The sequence below is a fragment of the Paraburkholderia bengalensis genome (assembly GCF_037126505.1).
Classification (GTDB): domain Bacteria; phylum Pseudomonadota; class Gammaproteobacteria; order Burkholderiales; family Burkholderiaceae; genus Paraburkholderia; species Paraburkholderia bengalensis.
On sequence record NZ_JACFYJ010000041.1, the window covers coordinates 1 to 15,682 of the forward strand.

Consider the following 15,682-nt stretch of genomic DNA (forward strand, 5'->3'; position numbering starts at 1 on the left):
GGCACGTTCAACGACGATTTCCTGGCATACAAGGACCCGGGCTTCGAGCGCGTGAACCTGTGCAGCATTATTTTGAATTCCCGGTGGGGATGACGTCCTCGCCCGCCCCTACGGGCACACTCTTCTATGCCGTTCAGGATTTAGCATGTCGAGACGCACAGTTTGATAACGGGCGCCAGCAAAGATATCGGGCGTGCGTTGTCAAATCGGCTCGCCTCCGACACACATCAGGTCGTCGGTCCAGCACGCAGGACCGGCGACCCAAATTTCCCCCGCACATTGGTTTTCGTCGATCTGACCGATCGCAACGCGACGGCACGGGCGCTCATCTGCTCATGGGGGCGTCGCAATGCGCTATGCGGTGTATGTGAACACGCAGGGCGTCGCAGGCAGTCGAGGTCGTTGCGGCCGGGGAACCTGCGCGTTCGGACGCACTACCCTATACTTGACAGCCTTTGACTCTGATCAGTCGCATAGCCCGCCTCTGCGTTATGCCCCGAATTCCGCCTGTGCGAATCATCACCCGCTGCGCATTCATCGCGTCAGCGCTCGCCGTGGTTGTCGTATCGTTCGCGTGGGTCGCCGGGTGGATTGTCTGGCCCGGCACGGCGCCGACGCTTTCGCCGAGACGTCTGATCGACGCATTCGAGCACGCAAGTGGCAGGCACCTCGGGTTCCGTCGCAATCATGCCAAGGGAATCTGCGTAAGCGGCTACTTCGACAGCAACGGCAAAGGCGCGACGCTTTCGCGTGCCGAGGTATTTCGACCGGGCCGTACGCCGGTGACGGGGCGCTTCTCCGCTCCGGGCGGCAATCCCGCAGAAGATGACGCGGTCACCACCGTGCGCAGTTTCGCCCTGCGCTTCATGATGCGCAATGGAGAAGAATGGCGCACCGGTATGAACTCCGCGCCGGTCTTCGCCGTTCGCACGCCGCAAGCCGTGTTCGAGCAACAGGAAGCCATGCGGCCCGACCCGCGCACGGGCCGCGCGGATCCCGCCAGGCTGGAGGCGTTCTTCGCAGGGCACCCGGAAACCAACGCGTTGCTCGACTGGCTCGCCGCACATGCGCCGTCCTCGGCCTTCTACAACGCGAACTATTACAGCATCAATGCGTTCCGTTTCACCGATTCGGACGATACCACTCGATTCGTACGCTGGAGCGTGACACCGGAAACGCCCTACGCACCTTTCGACGCCAGCCGACATTCAACGCGCGATCCGGACTTTCTCGCGCATGACCTTCGCACGCGGCTGCGCGAGCATCCCGTCAAATGGCGGTTGATGCTGACGCCAGCCGGCCCGGGCGATCCCGTCGACGATGCCACGCGCGCGTGGCCTGCCGAACGCGAAGCGCATCGAATCGACGCGGGCACGCTGGTCATCACGTCCGCCGAGTCGCAGATCGACGGCGCATGCCGCGACGTCAATTTCGATCCGACCGTGCTGCCGCGGGGCATCGCGCCTTCCGGCGATCCACTGCTCGCCGCACGCGCCTCGGCCTACGCCGAGTCGTTCAGGCGTCGCACAGCCGAGGAGGCTCGTGAGAACGTGCGCTGAAAAAATGAACGCGTGGAATAAAGCCTTCGGGCGAAGTGTTTCATCCCAACCTGAACTTTGCGGTTCGTACCTCGCGCCGGTGCCGGCAAGGAGACGATCGACCACGATCGCGACAGCACGCGCGGCATGGATCCGCCCGGGGATCATGGAGAGATACGGTAAATGAGCGGTGCAGACCTGCCCAGCATGCTTCCTGACATGCTGCCGCGCCTGTGGGCATTCGCGCTTCGTCTTTCGGGCGACCAGCACGATGCCGAAGATCTCGTGCAGCGCGCGTGCCTGCGCGGGCTCGAACGCGCACATCAGCTTCAACCCGACACCGCGCCCCTGAGCTGGATGTATGCCATCATCCATTCGACGTGGATCAACGAACTGCGCGCACGCAGCGTCCGCAAGCGGGCGAGCTTCGAGTGGGACGACGACTTCCTCGAAAATCTGCCCGACCCGGTCGACAGAAGTCCGGAAACGCAGTTGATGCACGGGCAGATCGTCGACGCAATCGAGCGCCTGCCTGAAGCGCAACGTGTGGTCATGTTGCTCGTCGCGGTCGAAGGCTTCTCTTATCAGCAGACTGCAGACACGCTGGAGATTCCCATCGGCACGGTGATGAACCGGCTCTCGCGCGCCCGGCAATCGATCGGCGCCACGTTCGGCGAGCAGACTCCCAAGGCTCGCTCCGCTCCGACTCACAAGGATTCGTTCGCATGATGGCCGACGACGCTCAACTTCTCGCTTATGTCGACGGCGGGCTCTCTCCCGAGCAGCGCGAATCCGTCGAAGCCCAACTGCACGAATCCGCGCAAGCGCGCAAGAAAGTCGCGCTCCTGCGTGCCTCGAAGGTTGAGTTCGCGGACGCCTGCGCGAAGCAGGCTCTGCCCCCCGTGCCGGAGAGCCTGCGGCTCAACATCGACTTGATGGTGAAGGCGCATCGGGCCGCCGCGGCCGCCAATGAACCCGCCAACCCTGCCGCCACGCACGCTCCCGCCGCGCCGGTGCGGTCGCGGCTGCGCCGCATGCCGATGTGGCTCGCTGCGGCGTGCGTCGCGGGCGCGTTCGTGGCCGGCCAGTTCGTCCATTTCGGCTCGCTTCCCGGTTCACCGCAGCCCGGCAGCGGCACGCAAATGGCGAGCGCGGATGTCTCTCCGTGGGTCGCCGCCGCCGTCGGCTATCAGAAGCTCTACACCCGCGACACGGTCGGCTATCGCGAAGACGATCCGGCTACCGCCGCACACGTCGTGGCCGACATCCGCAACGAGGACCGCATCGCGCTACGCGTGCCGGACCTCAGCAGCGCGGGGTTGACTTTCAAGTCGGTGCAGCGCCTGCGCTTCAACGACAAGCCGCTGGTGCAGATCGTTTATCTGCCGCGCAACGGGCCGCCCATTGCGCTGTGCGTGATGAAGGATGCCCGGCCGGACGAGACGGTCGCGTCCCGCACGGTCGACGCCATGGCCGTGACGACCTGGCGGCAGGGCGAGATGAGCTATGCGCTCATCGGCCAGGCGGGCGACGTCGATCTGGGCGCGCTCGGCAAGCGCATCTCCGAACTCGACATGGCGCCGCTCTTCAGTGAGGCGTCGCACGGGCCGGCGAACCTGGCGGGGTGATGCGCCGCGCCTTTCTTTTTTAGCGCATGGAATATAAACACCGTTTCGGGTGTTGTGTGACTAGCCCTTCGTATCCCGGGGGCGTGGGACGCGCGTCCGATTCGCCGGACAGCGCGTGAGACCGCGCTGCACTATACGCCGCGAACAGCGCTTGAAAGCCTTACGACACCGGACGACATCGAACTGCTGGGCCTAGGTGGATGGCAAGCTGCCCGCGCGTGAATGCGCGGCGCGCGAGCGCCTGCTTGCCGCATCGCCCAATGCGGCGTTGCGCGTCAAACGCCTCGAAGGGTCGAGCCTGCCGTACGCGGAGGCCTTCGCGCATCAGCGGCTGCCGCCGGTTCCGCCGTCGCTCGCACGGATGATCGACCGCATCGCGCGGGCCGCGCGCCTCGACACGCCAGGGCCGGCTCACTGCGGGCGCGGCGCCGGCGCCAACGACGACAGAAACATCGGCGCGCCCCCATGGCACGCGACGGCGCGGGTCCGCAGGACAGCCGCGGTCGGCTGGCTCGCGGCAGCGTTTTTCGCCGGCGCGCTCGCATCGGCTTACAGCGTTGCGCTTCGGTTACGACGATGCCCGTCTCGTGCCGCATCAGGAAGGCGCTCATGCAACCGCGGCCTGGGTCGAAGCCGCCGTGCACGATCAACAGCATGACAGCCGGGAAGCGCTGGCAAATGTCGACGTCGATGCGGCCCTCTCGCAGACAACGCTCGACAAGATTCGCCTGGGTGATCGGCTCGCCATCGGCATTCCCGACCTGAGCGCGGATGGCCTCACGTTCAGGCGCGTTCAGCCCCTGCAATTTCATGGCCGGCCACTGGTGCAGATCGTCTACCTTCCCTCCCAGGGCAATCCCGTCGCCCCGTTGCCTGACGCACGAAGCCCAGGCTGACGCGATGCCCGTCGACCGCACGGTCGCCTCGATGGCGGTCGTCACCTGGCGCCGTGGGTACATCGGTTATGCGCTCATCGGCGCATCGGGCGATGCTGCGCTGAACCGGCGGGCGCGCAGCCTCGCGCAGGGCGACGTCGCCTCGCTGCTCGGCGCGGTCGCGCCGCCGCGGACGGTCTGCGCACGCTCGTCGCATCGTCTGACTGAGGTGAGACAGCACCGGAATAATCGCGCTTCCAGGCTGTTGTGTTGATGAGACCGGCGTCTGCCGGACCAAAACGCATCGACCGGCGGCGAGCATGATTCATCGATTGCCCTTCAGCACAGCAGGACTTGTCATTGCCGCGGCGGCAGCGTCGCCCGCTTACGCCGGATGGATGCTCGCGGGCGCCGATGCGCCCGTGAGCGTGATTCGCGGAACACGCATGAGCGATCTCACAGCGGGCGCGAGCCTGCGCGAAGGCGATATGCTCGAATCACGTGAAGGCATCGTGCAACTGCAGGACGAACACGGCACGCTGCTCGCGCTCGGTGCGCGCACGCACGCGATGCTCGCCGCGGATGCGCACGTCGCGCTGCTCGACGGCTGGCTCAAGGTGGCCGCCGCACCCTGCGCCGTTCACGCATGCATTACGCCGCATGTGGATACCGAGCGCGGTGTGCTGGACATCGGCGCTGGCGCTGCGGCGGTCGTGCTCGCGCGCAACGATGCGAACGCCGTCGATATCTTCAGCGAAACCGCTACGCAGACCCTCTCGGTGAAACCGCCCGTGACGCTCGCGAGCGGCCGTTTCATCACCCTCGATGCGCATGCCGGCGTGCAACAGTCGGCGCGGCCGTCGAGTGCGTTTCTCGCCGATATGCCACTCGCCTTTCACGACGCCTTGCAGCCGCTCCCGCCCGCGAAGCCGTCGCAGAGCGCGCCGGTTTCGCGCGCCGTGAATTATGGCGATGTCTCGCCGTGGCTCGTCAGCAGCCTGCCCGAACGCAGGACGTTCCCTGCGCGCTTCCGCTCGCGTCTTGCCGATACCGCTTTTCGCCGCGACGTGGATGCCCATCTGAAGGCACTGCCCGACTGGCGCGCCCTGCTCTCTCCGCCGCGACGCCCAAGCGGCCCGGGCACGCGTCATCCCTAAGCATTGCATATCATCACCATTTCATCGTCATGAAGCTCAGCCTGTCCCTCAGCGTCAAATTCAACCTCGTGTTCCTGTTCATTTTCGCGGTCGCACTGGTGGCGACCGGCGCGGTGTCGGACCGTCTGCTCCAGAAGCAGGCGCTCGAAGAAACCGTGCACGATGCGAACGTGCTCGCGAGCGCGGCATCGTCGATGCAGAACTACACGGCCGCGCACGTGACGCCGCTGCTGGCCACTCAGGTGAAGTACCGCTTCGTCCCCGAATCGATTCCTGCGTTCTCCGCCATCGAAATGCTGAATCTGCTCGAGAAGGACTTCCCGAACTTCTCTTACAAGTCGACGATGCTCAACCCGACCAATCCACGCGACCGGCCAACAGACTGGGAGACGGACGTGATCCGCCATCTGCACGATCATCCCGAACTGAGAACCCTCTCCGGCGAACGCGATGCGCCCGGCGGCCGGGCGTTGTTTCTCGCGCGCCCGAGCCGCATCACCGATGCCGCGTGCATGCAGTGCCACAGCACGCCATCGGCAGCGCCCGCGACTGTCACCGAGAAGTACGGCACCGCGAACGGCTTCGGCTGGACCATGAACGAAGTCATCGGCGCGGAGTTCGTGTCGGTGCCGATGGCACAACCCGTCGCGCGCGGCCGCGCCGTGTGGCGCACCTTCATGCTGTCGCTGACCGGCGTGTTCGGGGTCTTGCTGATCGCGATGAACGTCATGATGCACGTGCTGATCACGCGGCCGATCCGCTCGTTGTCCCACGCCGCCGATGAAATGAGCCTCGGCAAGCTCGACACGGTCATTCTGCAAACGGGCAGGTCAGACGAGATCGCCTCGCTCGCGGTGTCGTTCGGCCGCATGCGGACGAGCCTCGTCGAAGCGTTCCGCATGCTCGACGAAGAGCAGGCCTAGCCGATGCCATCGGCTGACGAAGTGCGGGCAACGCTGGGGCGGTACGTCATCGAGCGTGTGCTCGGGCGCGGCGCAATGGGAATCGTCTATCTTGCGTTCGATCCGCATATCGAGCGGCAGGTCGCGCTGAAGACGCTGCACCGCCTTGCTGCAGATGACGCCACCGCCGCGCACGAACAGACCACGCGCTTTCTGAACGAAGCGCGCGCGGCCGGACGTCTCGTGCATCCGAACATCGTCGCGATCTACGACTACGGCGAAGCCGACGACATCGCCTTCATCACTATGGAATACGTGCGCGGGGAAAGCCTCGCCGCGCGTCTCGCCCAGCACACGCGCACGGCAACGCCGATGAATCCGGCAAGCGCGCTTCGCTGGTTCACACAACTGCTCGATGCACTCGACTACGCGCACGAGGCCGGCGTCGTGCATCGCGACATCAAACCGGCCAATCTACTGATCGCGCCGCGCGGCGAATGCAAGATCGCCGATTTCGGCATCGCCCGTCTCGACACGTCGGCGCTCACCCAGACGGGCACCGTGCTCGGCACGCCGAGTTACATGTCTCCGGAACAGTTCACCGGCGATACCATCGATGCGCGCGCCGACCTGTTTTCCGCCGCCGTCGTGCTCTATGAAATGCTCACCGGCGTGTGCCCGTTCACCGGCACGCCGGCGGCGGTCATGCGCGCCATTCTCGACGACATGCCGCCGCTTCCATCGAGCGTCGTGCGCAGCATTCCCGCTTATGCCGACGACCTCGTGATGAAAGGCATGGCGAAGCGCCCGGACGCACGCTTCGCCTCGGCGCGCGAATGGCGCGCCGCAGTGCTGGCCGCGCTTGCCGCCGATGCAGAGGATGATGCGGAACGCACGGTGATCGCCTCGCGCGTTTCGCCCGCCCTGCCCGATGCGCCGCCCGCCTTCGCGCCGGCCATGATCGAGCAGATCGAGAAGCGCCTCGCGAGCCACGTGGGTCCCGTCGCATCGCTGCTGATGCGCCGCGCCTGCGCGAACGCGGCGGACATCGATACGCTGCGCGGGCGGCTCGCCGCACATTTGCCGACAGACGAAGCGCGGCGCGATCTCGATGCGCTGCTGATGCGCCTTGCAGCCGGAACGCCGCCTTCGCCCGGCGCACGGGCGCAGCCCGTCAGTGCGCAAAGCGTGAACGAAGCCGCCGCGCGGCTCACGACCTGTCTCGGTCCGGTCGCGCGCATCGTCGCGCGCCGCGCCGCCGCGCAATCCCCCGACCTGCCCGCTTTCTACGCGCGTCTGCTCGACGCCGTGCCCGATGAGCATCGCGAGACCTTGCGGCGCGAATGGGGCATCGCGGGCGGCTAGCGTCAGTCGGCGAGCAGGCGCAAAAACAAGGCGGAGTCGAGCGCGCCTGTGTGCCGATGCGCTTCGCTGTCCGCTTCCGTCCACCACGCGCTGCCGCTATTGCACGAAGTTGCCCGTAACGGCGGCGCAGGCAAGGCGGCGAGCCGCACCTCGAATGCAGTCAATGAAAACGACGGCGCGAGCGTGGACAGCGCGAGCGCAGCCGCCGCTTCGTGCCACGGCGAGTCGGCGGCGCACGACGCGCCGTCGGTTTGCCGCGCGACGATCAACGGGAAATAGCGCCCCACCGCGTCGATGCCGGGCATCAGCACGCCGGCAAAAGCGCATTCGTCGAATAAGCCGGGACTCGCGCAGAAGCGCCACACGGGCATGGCGAGATAGCGTTCGAGCCAGTCGTGCGGCGCACGCTGGTGGGCCGTCAGAAGGCCGCGTTGCAGCCAGGCGTCGCAGGTTTTCACGAATGAGTCCGGCAAACCGCGCCCGACGAAGTCTCCGTGCGTGCGGACCTTGCCGTAGAAGCCCGCGCTCATAACGAAGCCGGGCAACGGAAGGCATTCAGGACGCCCGCGCGAAACGCATTGTTCACGCTGCTGGCGACGAGCGACAGCACGACCTTGCCGCCGTCGAACGACACACTGAAGCGATCGGGTGGCCCGGCCTGCCGCACCTGCGCACCGTCGAACACATGAAACAGCGCCCACGGTCCGTCCGCGCGCAGCGGCGTACCGTCGGCGGGATCGAGTTCGACATGGACCTGCCCGGTGCCGTTGCCGCTCGGCCAGCGAAACTCGGCCGTGCCGTTGGGCGCCTCGCCCGATGCGGCGAGCTGCGTGCCGTCGACATCGAGCACGAAGCGCTTCACCGACGGATCGAGCGACGTCACTTTCGCCGTGAAGCGAACGGAGACATCGCGGCCGCCGTCGCGGAACAGCGCGTCGCGCAACATCGCGGCACGCTGGAACTGCACCGGCACGTCGTCGGACAGGCCGAGCGCCTTCGCTACGGGACGCCACTTCCACACCGCCCCCGACGTGTCGACGCGGCTCTGCAGATTCTGCTGGAAGAACGCATCGACGAGGCCGCCGGGCGCGAGCACGCGCGCGAAATCGTCGGGGGCTGCGTCGCGCGTTGCGCCGCGCACCAGAGGATAGCGCCCGTCGAGCGCCTGTCTGCAGGCCGGCGCGACGCTCGCTGCCCACGCGGACTGCAACTGCGCCCGCTGGCTCTGGATCTGCACGGTATCGGCGTTGCCGGCCACGCCCTGCAGGATGGCCGCCAGCGGCGCGGGCGCATTCTGCGACATCAGCTTGAGCCGGTCCAGCGGCCCGGTCGCGGGCAACGGCAGGGACTGCCTGCGCGCGGTGTCTTCCGCCTGCAAGGTCGCGGCGGCGTCTTTCAGCGCATTGATGTAGTCGTCGAGCGGTGCGCCGGCGAGATCGTGCAGCGTCTGGAAATGCGTATCGACGAGCGTCGGCGCGGCGGGCGGGTCCGTCTCGACGCCGATGCTCTTGCGCAGCGTGTCGAGCTTGCCGGGCTGCGCGGCGGGCGGGGTGAAGCGCGTTTCGCGCGCAATGCCCTCGATCAGTGCGCGCAGCGGCGAATTCGTCGCGCCGAGCAGGTTCGCCACGCGGGCGCCCTGATCCGGCGCATCGAACGGCACGACGCCGATATCCGTCAGCAGTGCGTCCCACTGGCGAATCGTTTCGTCGCTATAAAGCCGTGTGAGCGCCGTACGCAGCGCGTCCGTATCCTGTTCGCCGGCGCGGGTCTGGCCGTTGCCGAGCACCCAGTCGTCTTTGGGCAGATTCGCAAGTGCGGCTTCGCGCAGACGCACGAACGCCGCGAAGCCGTCGCGCGTATAGGCACCGTCGATTCCTTGCGTGAGGGGCGTGCCGCTCTTTCTGACGAACACGATCTGTCCGCTCGGCCCGGCCGCCTTCGCGACCGTGAATTCCGGCAGTCGCTGCTGCGCGAGCTGCTGCTGGATGCGTCCGTCGAGCCGCTGCGCCAAAGGCACGCGATTCAGCACGGCGCGCGCCTGCGCAATCAGGCTCTGGTCGAGCGGCAGGTTCGAATCGAACTGTCCGCGGCTAAACATCGCCCGCAGGTGACGCTCGATGTTCGCGCGCTCTACGTCGCTCGCGTCCTTCATGGCGCCCTGCCGCCAGGTGCGCATCGCCCAGACCTGCAGTGCGTCGGGGTCGAAGTGTGCCGGATCGCCCAGCATCAGATACGCGCGCAGCGCCTCGTAGAGCGTCGCCGTATCTTCAGACCCGGCGCGACGCAACTGGTCTTCCATGCGCTGCACGACGATCGGCAGCAAAGTCTGCCGCAACAGCCGCTGATAGACGCGCTCGGCTTCGAGCCCAAGCTTCTCGCGCTGATCGAGCCCAAAGCCCGCCCACCACGACGGATCGCGCGAGGCGCGCTCGGCGTCGCCGCCGGGCAGGTCGCGCGCGGCATCGAGCAGCGACAGCACGGCGAGCGGACTGTCGCCGGCGCTCGTCTGCTTCGCGCGTTCCGCCAGCGCCGCGATCTGCTGACGGCTTTCCTCGACGAAACGCCGGTTCTGCCGGTCGCTGGCAATCAGTCCGGCCAGCCCCGCGGCGAGCGACACACCGATCAGGCCCACGGCGATCCGTTGAAAGCGCGTGCGCCGCCGTTCCGTACGCGGATCCGTGCCCGCGATCCCTTGCTCCGCGAAGATCACGTCACGCAGCAGCCGCTTGACGAAGTAGGCGCGCCCGCTCGACGCACCCGCCGTCCCGACTTCGCGGCGCAGTCCCAGCGAACCGGCCATTGCGCTCATCATGCGTTCGAGCGGGCGGCCGCTTTGCGTGCCGCTCGTGAAGTAGACGCCGCGCAGCAAAGCCGCGCGGGAGAAGCGCGAGTCGCCGAAAGCATCGTCGAGAAAGCGCTGCAACGGGTGCTCGATGCCCGCGAACTGTTGCGGGAACGAATGAATCAGCGCGCGGCGGTGAACGTCGGTTTCCTGCTGCATGCGTTGCAGCACGCGGTCCTGCACCTGTCGGTGAAGCAGACGGAACTCGTCGGGAAAGCGCGCGAGCGCTGTGCCGGCCTCAGCTCCGCCCTCGTCCGATGCGAGCGGAAACGTCATACCCCAGACCTGCTCGCGTTCGTCGCGGCCGAAGTCGTCGAAGTATTCGGAGAAGCCCGCGAGCATGTCGCTCTTGGTGACGACGACGTACACCGGCAGACGCACGCCGAGTTGCCGGTTCAGTTCGGACAGACGCTCGCGGATGGTCACTGCATGGGCGGCCCGCGCTTCGTCGGACTGCTGCAGCAGATCGGCGGCGGACACCACGGCCATCACGCCATCCAACGGGCGGCGCGGACGGTATTTGCGCAACAGGGCGAGAAAGCCGAGCCATGCGCCGCGATCCGCTTCTCCATGGCTATCCTGACTCGTGAAGCGGCCGGCGGTATCGAGCAGCACGGCGTCGTCGGTGAACCACCAGTCGCAGTTCCGCGTGCCGCCGACCCCGCCCACCGCCTGCGCGCCCAGCCGGTCCGCCAGCGGAAAGCGCAGGCCGGAGTGCGCAAGCGCGGTTGTCTTGCCGGCGCCGGGCGCGCCGACGAACATGTACCACGGCAGATCGTAGAGCGCTTCGCGGCGCGGCATGAGCCAGCCGGCCACACCCTGCTTCGCGCCGCCGCGCGTTTCACGCAGCGTCCTGAGGGCGTCTTCGAAACGCGTGCGCAGCGTGGCAAGTTCGGCATCGGCGGCCTGGCGCGCGGGGTCCGGCTCGCGTCGCGCGGGATCGAGCGCATCGGCAACGAGACCCTGCACGAACTTCGATCCGGCGATGCGCGCCTTGGCATACCGAACGCCCCAGTATCCGGCCCAGCACAGGAAGATCAGCGCGACTGCGAGCCACCGGCGTGCTGCGCTGTCGAGCGGCGCGCGTCCGTCGAAGGCGACGAACGGCCCGTAGAACCACACGAGCGCAATCAGCGCGAGCACGCCGGCGAACGAGACGACAGCAGGCTTCTTCAGGGTATCGATCCACTTCATGGTGCGGCTCCCGGCGAAAGAATGTCGATGCTCACGCGGCGATTGCGTGCGCGCCCGGCGGCGGTATCGTTCGATGCGGCGGGCTCCGTGTCGCCGCGTCCCTCGGCGCTGACCCGGGCGGGATCGGGCAGTTTCGCGGCGAGCATCGCGCGCACCGTGTCGGCGCGCGCCTGCGACAGCGCCACGTTCGACGGGAAGCGCGCCGACACGATGCGCTGGTTGTCCGTATGTCCGATCACGACGACATTGCCTGGCTTGTCGCGCAAGGCTTCGCCGATGCGCTGCACGAGCGGTGCGAAATGCGCATCGAGATCGGCGCTGCCGGACGCGAAAATCTGCACGCCTTGCGCCGTGTTGTTGAGCGTGACGGTCGTGCGGTCCGCCGACTCGCCGACCGTCACCAGTCCCTGCGCGATCTCCGGCGCGAGGAAGCCGCTCAGGGCGGCAGCCAGCCTGGGCGCGGCCTTCGTCTTGTCGGCGAGCACCGGCGCGGGCGCGACCCGGATCGCGCGCATCGCGGCGAACACGGGGTCCGAAAAGGCATTGATGCGCAGACCGAGCACGAGGCCCGTCGTCATCAGCACAGCGGCCGCGAGCGCGAGCGCCACCCACAGCGGCAGGAAGCCGAGCAGCCGTTTGCGTTCGCGGTCGGCGGGCCGCCAGTGCGGCGACAGCGTCCGCTCCACCGCGCCGCGCTGCGCGCGGATCACCTGTTCGAGGCGGGCGCGAATTTCGTCGAGCTGACGCTTGCCGCCTTCGATCAGGCGATAGCGCCCGTCGAAGCCGAGCGCGAGCATCACGTAGATGAGTTCGAGCATGTCGATATCGACCGCCGGGGTTTGCGCCAGCCGTTGCAGGATGACGAACAGCCGCTCCCCGCCGGATGCCTCGTTGTGAAACGTCACGAGCAGACTGCGGCGGCCCCAGACGCCCGCGCCCCACGGCGTGGCGGCAATGGCTTCGTCGATGAACGTGCACAGGCAATAACGGGCCGGTCCGAGCTGGGCATCGGGCACGCCGAACGAGCGGCCATCGGCTTCGAACTTGCGCACCATCGGGATGAGCTGTGCGCGCAGGGCTTCGAGATCGGGGTGGCTCGCGAGCCTGCGCAGCGGCAGCGCGAGTTCGAGCAGCGGACTCGCCGCGCGCAGGAGCGGATTGCGCCCCGCGATCGAGGCGTCGAGCGGCGCGAGCAGCGCTTCTGTCGTCGCGGCCGCGCCGGCGTTCGTCGCGCGCTCGCGCTTGCGGCCGGGCGTCGGCATCCGGATGGTCTGGGCCGCGTCGAGAAACACCGCGTCGTCGAGCGGCGGGTGGATGTTGTTGGACATGGAAAGACTTCCTTTAAACGGCGTGGTTTCAGTGCCGGATCGCCCAGAGTTCCATCGCGAGGCCAGGGAATTCGCCCGCGACGTGCAGCGCCATGCCGGCGGAGGACGCCAGCGTCGCCCATGCTTCGTTCTTGTCGTCGAGTTCGAAGTAGCTGTAGCCGGCGTGGAACGGCAACTGGCGCGGCGCGACCGCGAGCGCGCGCAGCCCAATGCCGGGCAATTGCAGATTCACGAGGTCGCGGATCTTTTCGATACTGCCGATCTTCACCTGACTGCCGAACCCGGACAGCAGCGTGCTGGTCGGCACCTGCGCGCGCGCCGCCAGCACGAAAGTCGCCCCGGTGAAGAGGGCGCGATCGTTGACCAGCGCGACGCGCAGGCCGTAGCGTCGCTCCTCCAGCGCAATGGACACGACCTGCGGATCAGCCACGCGCGACAAGGCGAGGCGCAGCGCGGCGATCACTGGCTCGAAACTCTCCTTCAGCCGTTCGTGCCGGTACGCGGGAAATTCCGGCGGCCTGCGGCCCGCCTGACTAAACGTGGCGAGTTCCCCCGCGAGGCCGATGCACACCTGATACAGCGCCTCGGGATGCAGCCCGCTCAGCACGTTGAAATGCGCGACCAGCGGCTGGGCCCGGTTGACGATCTGCAGCAGCAGGAAATCGGCGATCTCCGCCATGCCCGCGCCATCGGGCTGCGCGAGCCGCGCCGCAAGTGCTTCGCCGCGCTGTTGCAGCAGGCCGGCCAGCTCGGTCGCAAAGCGCGCGAGCTCGCCCGCCACGCGATAGTCGAGACACGGCACGCAGTATTCGTCGTCGAGCACCACACGGCCGTCGCTCTTGCGCTCGATCACATGCGCGACCCCGGCGCACGCATGGGCATGCGCGACGTCGGGCGAGAGCGCCAGGCGCAGACGCAGCTTGCCCACCTGCAGCAGCGTGGCGAGTGCATCGGCGTCGTTGCTGTCGTGAACTTCGACATCGGCTGCGCGATAACGCGCGAGATTGTCCGCGTGCTCGCCGCCGCCCGATTCCGGCGAGCCGGGCCGTCGCACCGGCAAGGCGAGCATGACCGTCATGTTCGCCGCGTTCTCGGGAATCTCGAGCGGCTCGGGCAGGTCGTCGTCGGCGGGCAGACTGAAGGGCGTGCCGTCCGGCAGCACGCCGGCCGCGGATCTGAGCCCGAGCTTGCCGAGCTTGAGCAACGCCTCGTCGATTTCGAGTTTCGTGAAGCCCCACGCATACGGACGCAGCGCGCCCGCGCGGCCTTCGAGCAGCGCCTCGACATGGCGGTCGTGCTGCTGCAGATGCTGCGGCTGGAGGAACATGCCCTCCGACCAGATGACCTTGTTGTTCCAGTACATGAGCTGACTCAGTCTTTCGGGGATTGCAGCGCATCGAGCTGCGCCTGATACGCACGGCCAAACGGCTCGCCGAAGCGCTGCTGAAAGTCGTCGCCGGTATCGCGCGACACGCGCTCCCAGGTCTTGACGTAGCGCTGCCATAGACGCGCCTTACGATTGCTGACAATGGCGTGGAACCGGCCCGACGCATCGAGCGAACGTTCGATGGCGGCCGGTTCGATGCGTGCCATGGCGTCGTCGAGCGCTGCGCGCATGCCGGCGATGAGCGCCAGTTCGTGCGTCTGGATGTCGTGGAACGCGGCGCGCATGGCTTCGTCGGGCGCCAGGTAGCCGCGGCCTCGCGCGCCGAGCATCTGGGTCAGCGCACGATGGGCGTCCGGAAAGAATTTGAGCGGATTGTTGTCGCGCTCCTCGATCATCGTCATGGCCATGCGGGTTTCGCGCTTGGTCATCGCCCGCGAACGAAGGACGGACATCGCACCCTGAGTGGCCGTGCGCAACATCGATCCGATCAGGCGCGCGAGGTCCGGCGCGGCGATGTGCGCGACGTCGGCACGTTCGACGCCGAGGCCGTCGAGCAAGGCATCGAGCAGCGCCGCTTCGTCCTGCGGCGTGCCCGGCTGCACGCCCGCTTCGCCGCCCGCCGGGAGCGGCGCCGAGGCGGTGTCGTGCGCTTCGTCGTCTTCCGATGGGGATAGCGCCGCGTCGCGCATCTCGCGCCGTATGGCCGGATGCCGTTCTTCGGCTGGCGGTACCGCGTCCGGCCGTGAAGGTGGTTGCATGGCGGGCAACGCCGACACGGCGCGCTCCGGCGAGACGTGCTCCAGACTGCGCACCGCCGTCTGCGCCCGAGGTGCGCGCTGCGCGCCTGCGTCGCGCAGCGGATCGGCACCGCTCAGCGCATGCATCAGGGCCTGACTGGCATCACCGCCGAAATTGCCCGGTTCGCGCAGCAGCGGCGTCGCGGCAAGCGGGTCAGGGGTAAAGGGTGCATCGTCGTCGCTCGGCCCGACGTGAGACGCGGTACGCTCATGCGGCGCGTTCCAGTCGTCGGGAATGAGCGGCGCGGGCGGCGGCGCCTCGAATTCCGGCGTGGCCGGCAAGCCCGCGGACGCAACCGGCGCAACCGGCGCGGGCGGCGCGGGCTGGGTCATCAGCGTCTGGTCGACGGCGTACACGGTTTCGACCGACACGACCAGCGTATAAGCCCCGATCCCGATACGGTCATCGTTCGACAGGACCGCCTCGCGCTCGGCCCCGAGCGCTTCGTCGTTCAAGAGCGTCGGATTGCTGCCGGCATCGACCAGAACGTAGGTGTCGCCGCGGCGTTCGATGCGCGCCTGAATGCGCGAGATACCGCGCTGCGCGTCCCCCAGCACCAGCGTGCACTCGCGCGCGCGCCCGATGGTGGCGCCCTCGTCGATTGCCATCGTGCGCGGCGCGGCGCGCTCGTCGCCTTCGCCGCCTCGCACTGTCAGCGTCAGTGTCAT

The 15,682-nt window shown here is 67.6% G+C and carries 14 protein-coding genes and 1 pseudogene; 10 read left to right on the top strand and 5 right to left on the bottom strand.

The features are described from left to right. From H3V53_RS22890 to H3V53_RS22935, 10 genes and pseudogenes are all read left to right on the top strand, one after another. A pseudogene (locus H3V53_RS22890) lies at nucleotides 1-93 on the top strand (HD domain-containing protein); the annotation flags it as partial. Between the two features lie 69 nt (nucleotides 94-162). Next, nucleotides 163-459, top strand: a complete 297-nt coding sequence (locus tag H3V53_RS22895; RefSeq protein WP_419539550.1) for an NAD-dependent epimerase/dehydratase family protein — start codon at nucleotides 163-165, stop codon at nucleotides 457-459. Between the two features lie 32 nt (nucleotides 460-491). Next, nucleotides 492-1,559, top strand: coding sequence for a catalase family peroxidase (locus H3V53_RS22900; protein ID WP_419539551.1), 1,068 nt, complete (start codon nucleotides 492-494; stop codon nucleotides 1,557-1,559). A 162-nt stretch (nucleotides 1,560-1,721) separates the two neighbouring features. Continuing rightward, nucleotides 1,722-2,267 carry an RNA polymerase sigma factor gene (locus H3V53_RS22905; protein WP_336599899.1) on the top strand — a complete coding sequence of 182 codons (546 nt, stop codon included), beginning with the start codon at nucleotides 1,722-1,724 and terminating at the stop codon, nucleotides 2,265-2,267. Continuing rightward, nucleotides 2,264-3,166, top strand: coding sequence for an anti-sigma factor (locus H3V53_RS22910; protein ID WP_336599900.1), 903 nt, complete (start codon nucleotides 2,264-2,266; stop codon nucleotides 3,164-3,166). Before H3V53_RS22905 ends, H3V53_RS22910 begins: the two co-directional genes overlap by 4 nt. 587 nt (nucleotides 3,167-3,753) lie before the next feature. Next, nucleotides 3,754-4,062, top strand: coding sequence for a hypothetical protein (locus H3V53_RS22915; RefSeq protein WP_336599901.1), 309 nt, complete (start codon nucleotides 3,754-3,756; stop codon nucleotides 4,060-4,062). Nucleotides 4,063-4,066: 4 nt separating this feature from the next. Continuing rightward, on the top strand, nucleotides 4,067-4,315 hold the full coding sequence (locus H3V53_RS22920; protein WP_336599902.1) for a hypothetical protein: 249 nt from the start codon (nucleotides 4,067-4,069) through the stop codon (nucleotides 4,313-4,315). 46 nt (nucleotides 4,316-4,361) lie between these two features. Then, entirely contained in the window at nucleotides 4,362-5,198 is an 837-nt protein-coding gene (locus tag H3V53_RS22925) for a hypothetical protein (protein ID WP_336599903.1), read from the top strand. 29 nt (nucleotides 5,199-5,227) lie between these two features. Next, the gene (locus H3V53_RS22930) at nucleotides 5,228-6,121 is read left to right on the top strand and encodes a c-type heme family protein (protein WP_336599904.1); all 894 of its coding nucleotides are present in this window, start codon (nucleotides 5,228-5,230) and stop codon (nucleotides 6,119-6,121) included. 3 nt (nucleotides 6,122-6,124) lie between these two features. Continuing rightward, nucleotides 6,125-7,465: a serine/threonine-protein kinase gene (locus H3V53_RS22935; RefSeq protein WP_336599905.1), complete on the top strand. Its 1,341-nt coding sequence runs from the start codon at nucleotides 6,125-6,127 to the stop codon at nucleotides 7,463-7,465. A 2-nt stretch (nucleotides 7,466-7,467) separates the two neighbouring features. Here the strand turns inward: H3V53_RS22935 and tagF are convergent, their stop codons facing one another. From tagF to tagH, 5 genes are read right to left on the bottom strand one after another with little or no spacing between them, the layout of a single operon-like run. Beyond that, nucleotides 7,468-8,010, bottom strand: coding sequence for a type VI secretion system-associated protein TagF (gene tagF / locus H3V53_RS22940; RefSeq protein ID WP_336599906.1), 543 nt, complete (start codon nucleotides 8,008-8,010; stop codon nucleotides 7,468-7,470). Next, complete coding sequence (tssM, locus tag H3V53_RS22945; RefSeq protein WP_336599907.1) at nucleotides 7,992-11,501, bottom strand: type VI secretion system membrane subunit TssM; 3,510 nt, start codon at nucleotides 11,499-11,501, stop codon at nucleotides 7,992-7,994. The genes tagF and tssM overlap by 19 nt, the downstream gene beginning before the upstream one ends. Continuing rightward, nucleotides 11,498-12,829, bottom strand: a complete 1,332-nt coding sequence (tssL, locus tag H3V53_RS22950; RefSeq protein ID WP_336599908.1) for a type VI secretion system protein TssL, long form — start codon at nucleotides 12,827-12,829, stop codon at nucleotides 11,498-11,500. The genes tssM and tssL overlap by 4 nt, the downstream gene beginning before the upstream one ends. Nucleotides 12,830-12,857: 28 nt before the next feature. Then, nucleotides 12,858-14,192: a type VI secretion system baseplate subunit TssK gene (tssK, locus tag H3V53_RS22955; protein ID WP_336599909.1), complete on the bottom strand. Its 1,335-nt coding sequence runs from the start codon at nucleotides 14,190-14,192 to the stop codon at nucleotides 12,858-12,860. 8 nt (nucleotides 14,193-14,200) lie between these two features. Further along, complete coding sequence (gene tagH, locus H3V53_RS22960; protein WP_336599910.1) at nucleotides 14,201-15,682, bottom strand: type VI secretion system-associated FHA domain protein TagH; 1,482 nt, start codon at nucleotides 15,680-15,682, stop codon at nucleotides 14,201-14,203.

What these genes read in the sequence shown, in the direction of transcription:
- H3V53_RS22900 (WP_419539551.1), top strand. Translation starts at nt 492, where the DNA reads ATGCCCCGAATTCCGCCTGTGCGAATCATCACCCGCTGCGCATTCATC.
- H3V53_RS22905 (WP_336599899.1), top strand. Translation starts at nt 1,722, where the DNA reads ATGAGCGGTGCAGACCTGCCCAGCATGCTTCCTGACATGCTGCCGCGC.
- H3V53_RS22910 (WP_336599900.1), top strand. Translation starts at nt 2,264, where the DNA reads ATGATGGCCGACGACGCTCAACTTCTCGCTTATGTCGACGGCGGGCTC.
- H3V53_RS22920 (WP_336599902.1), top strand. Translation starts at nt 4,067, where the DNA reads ATGCCCGTCGACCGCACGGTCGCCTCGATGGCGGTCGTCACCTGGCGC.
- H3V53_RS22925 (WP_336599903.1), top strand. Translation starts at nt 4,362, where the DNA reads ATGATTCATCGATTGCCCTTCAGCACAGCAGGACTTGTCATTGCCGCG.
- H3V53_RS22930 (WP_336599904.1), top strand. Translation starts at nt 5,228, where the DNA reads ATGAAGCTCAGCCTGTCCCTCAGCGTCAAATTCAACCTCGTGTTCCTG.
- H3V53_RS22935 (WP_336599905.1), top strand. Translation starts at nt 6,125, where the DNA reads ATGCCATCGGCTGACGAAGTGCGGGCAACGCTGGGGCGGTACGTCATC.
- tssM (WP_336599907.1), bottom strand. Translation starts at nt 11,501, where the DNA reads ATGAAGTGGATCGATACCCTGAAGAAGCCTGCTGTCGTCTCGTTCGCC.
- tssL (WP_336599908.1), bottom strand. Translation starts at nt 12,829, where the DNA reads ATGTCCAACAACATCCACCCGCCGCTCGACGACGCGGTGTTTCTCGAC.
- tssK (WP_336599909.1), bottom strand. Translation starts at nt 14,192, where the DNA reads ATGTACTGGAACAACAAGGTCATCTGGTCGGAGGGCATGTTCCTCCAG.
- tagH (WP_336599910.1), bottom strand. Translation starts at nt 15,682, where the DNA reads ATGACACTGACGCTGACAGTGCGAGGCGGCGAAGGCGACGAGCGCGCC.